The 2,355-nt window shown below is 66.7% G+C and carries 1 protein-coding gene; it reads left to right on the forward strand.

Annotated elements, in window-relative coordinates:
• Positions 1-700 precede the first annotated feature (700 nt).
• Positions 701-2,131, forward strand: a complete 1,431-nt coding sequence (ltrA, locus tag C569_RS0129450; protein WP_026268808.1) for a group II intron reverse transcriptase/maturase — start codon at positions 701-703, stop codon at positions 2,129-2,131.
• Positions 2,132-2,355 lie beyond the last annotated feature (224 nt).

The raw sequence follows: 2,355 nt of genomic DNA on the forward strand, positions 1-2,355 counted from the left end.
GCAGGTTGACGGCCTGGTCCTGGACATCGACGCGACCATCGTGATCTGCCACTCCGACAAGGAATCAGCGACCCGCACCTGGAAGAAGACGTTCGTGCGCCACGAGGCGCTGTGGATGCGAGTGGAGGTGAGAGGACTCCACCGCCGTTCTGTCGCAGCAGGACGGTGAAGCTGGGGGCAGCCGCTGCCGGGGAACGCCGGTGGGGGTGGGAGCAGCCCTGACAACGTCGGGACGGGTCGGTACTGCCAGACGGTCTGGGTCCGGCAAGCGAGGCCGAAAGGTGTAACCGCGTGTGAACCAGTGTCTGAAGCTCCGTAACGCTTGTGCCGGCTCGAACCTGGTGGATGGGGGCCGGGACGCAGTGCGCGACCGTCGTGTAGGTAGGCGGTCGACTCCGAAGCCGACTGAATGTATCGGTGGGGAGGCCATGCTGAATGCCTGCGGCGTAGGTGTGGCGAGGCTGCCGGAGTACAGCTGGGCACCGACCCGGCCGATCGTGTCCGTGGTGAACGTGGGAACCGTCCTACGCCTTTCCCGCTGGCGGGTAGCCAGTCCGCCGGGTCGGGAAGGGTCCGTTGCCGACCTGGGTGTGGGGCGGGGCGGAGGCCCCGTAGTAGTCCGAGCACGCGAGAGGCGTGCACATGGCCAAGGGGGCCAGCAAGCAGGCAGCGCGGATACCGGAATGCCCGGAGGCCGTGGGTGAACACCGACGATCCGGAGCTGGCCATATTGCGGGCTGAGCGACGGGTACGGGAGATCCAGACCAAGCTGCACCGCTGGGCGACCAGCGATCCTCGTCGCGTGTTCGACGATCTGCACAACCTCGTCTACGATCCCGCGTTCCTGTTGGTGGCGTGGGGTCGGGTGCGGGGGAACAAGGGGTCACGCACCGCTGGCGTGGACGGCGAAACCGTCCATTACGTCGAGGGGGTGCGTGGCGTGGAGGGCTTCTTGAGCGGCATCGCGGCTGAGGTGAAGGCGCGGAGCTTCCAACCGGTGCCGGTGCGTGAACGGATGATCCCGAAGCCGGGGACGAACAAGCGTCGCCGGCTCGGGATCCCCACCGTCCGTGACCGGGTGGTGCAGGCGGCCCTCAAGCTGGTTCTGGAACCCATCTTCGAGGCGGATTTCCGTCCGTGCTCGTATGGGTTCCGTCCGAACCGTCGGGCGCAGGACGCGATCGCCGAGACGCGCATGTTCACGACCAAGGGCTACGAGTGGATCGTGGAAGGCGACATCAAGGCGTGTTTCGACGAGATCTCCCACCCGGCCCTGATGGACCGGGTGCGAGTACGCATCGTCGACAAACGCATCCTGGCCCTGGTGAAGGCGTTCCTGAAGTCCGGCCTGCTCACCGAGGCCGGGCAGGTGGTGGAAACGGGAACGGGAACACCCCAAGGCGGCATCCTCTCTCCGCTGCTGGCCAACATCGCCCTGTCGGTCCTCGACGATCACATCGCCGAGAAACCGGGCGGGCCGTCCAGCAGCGGCTGGGAGCGCAGCAAACGACGGCGGGCCGGACTGGCGAACTTCCGGCTGATTCGGTACGCCGACGACTGGCTGCTCCTGGTCATCGGGACCCGGCACCACGCCGAGGCTCTCAAGGAGGAGATCGCCGAGGTCCTGTCCGGGATGGGCCTGCGCCTGTCCCCGGAGAAGACCTCGATCACCCACATCGACGATGGCGTCGACTTCCTCGGCTGGCGCATCCAGCGCCACCGCAAGAAGGGGACGAACAAGCGCTACGTCTACACCTATCCGGCGCGCAAGGCCGTCAGGTCGATCTGCGCCAAGGTCAAGGCGTGGTGCCGGCAGAACCAGAACCTGGACCTGTCCACCCTGATCCTGCGGATCAACCGGATGGCCAAGGGGTGGTGTGTCTACTTCCGGCCGGGCGTGTCCTACAAGACCTTCGCCTATCTCAGCAGCTACATCTGGCGCAGGGTGATCCTCTGGATCAGAGGCAAGCACGCCCGCATCGGCTGGAAGGAACTGCGGCGGCGTTTCTGCGCCGGGACGTGGTGGCCACGAACGGACAAGATCACGCTGTTCGACCCGGTGAAGGTGCGGACAACCCGCTACCGCTACCGCGGGACGAAGATCCCCAGTCCGTGGCCGATGACAGGTTGACGAGATCGACGGGCACGACCTGCCGGGCTTGTGGAGAGCCCGGTGCTCAGGAATGGGCACGCCGGGTTCGGAAGGCGGTCCGGGGAAACCCACAGCGGCAACGCTGCAGGGCGCCCCGGGCCGACCTTACGGCTACCACCCGCTGCTGTGCTTCCTGGACAACACCGGCGAAGCCCTCGCCGGCCTGCTGCGCGAAGGCCGGGCCGGATCCAACACCACCACCG

Origin of the sequence: Micromonospora sp. CNB394, from assembly GCF_000374985.1 — a bacterium.
Classification (GTDB): Bacteria; Actinomycetota; Actinomycetes; order Mycobacteriales; family Micromonosporaceae; genus Micromonospora; species Micromonospora marina.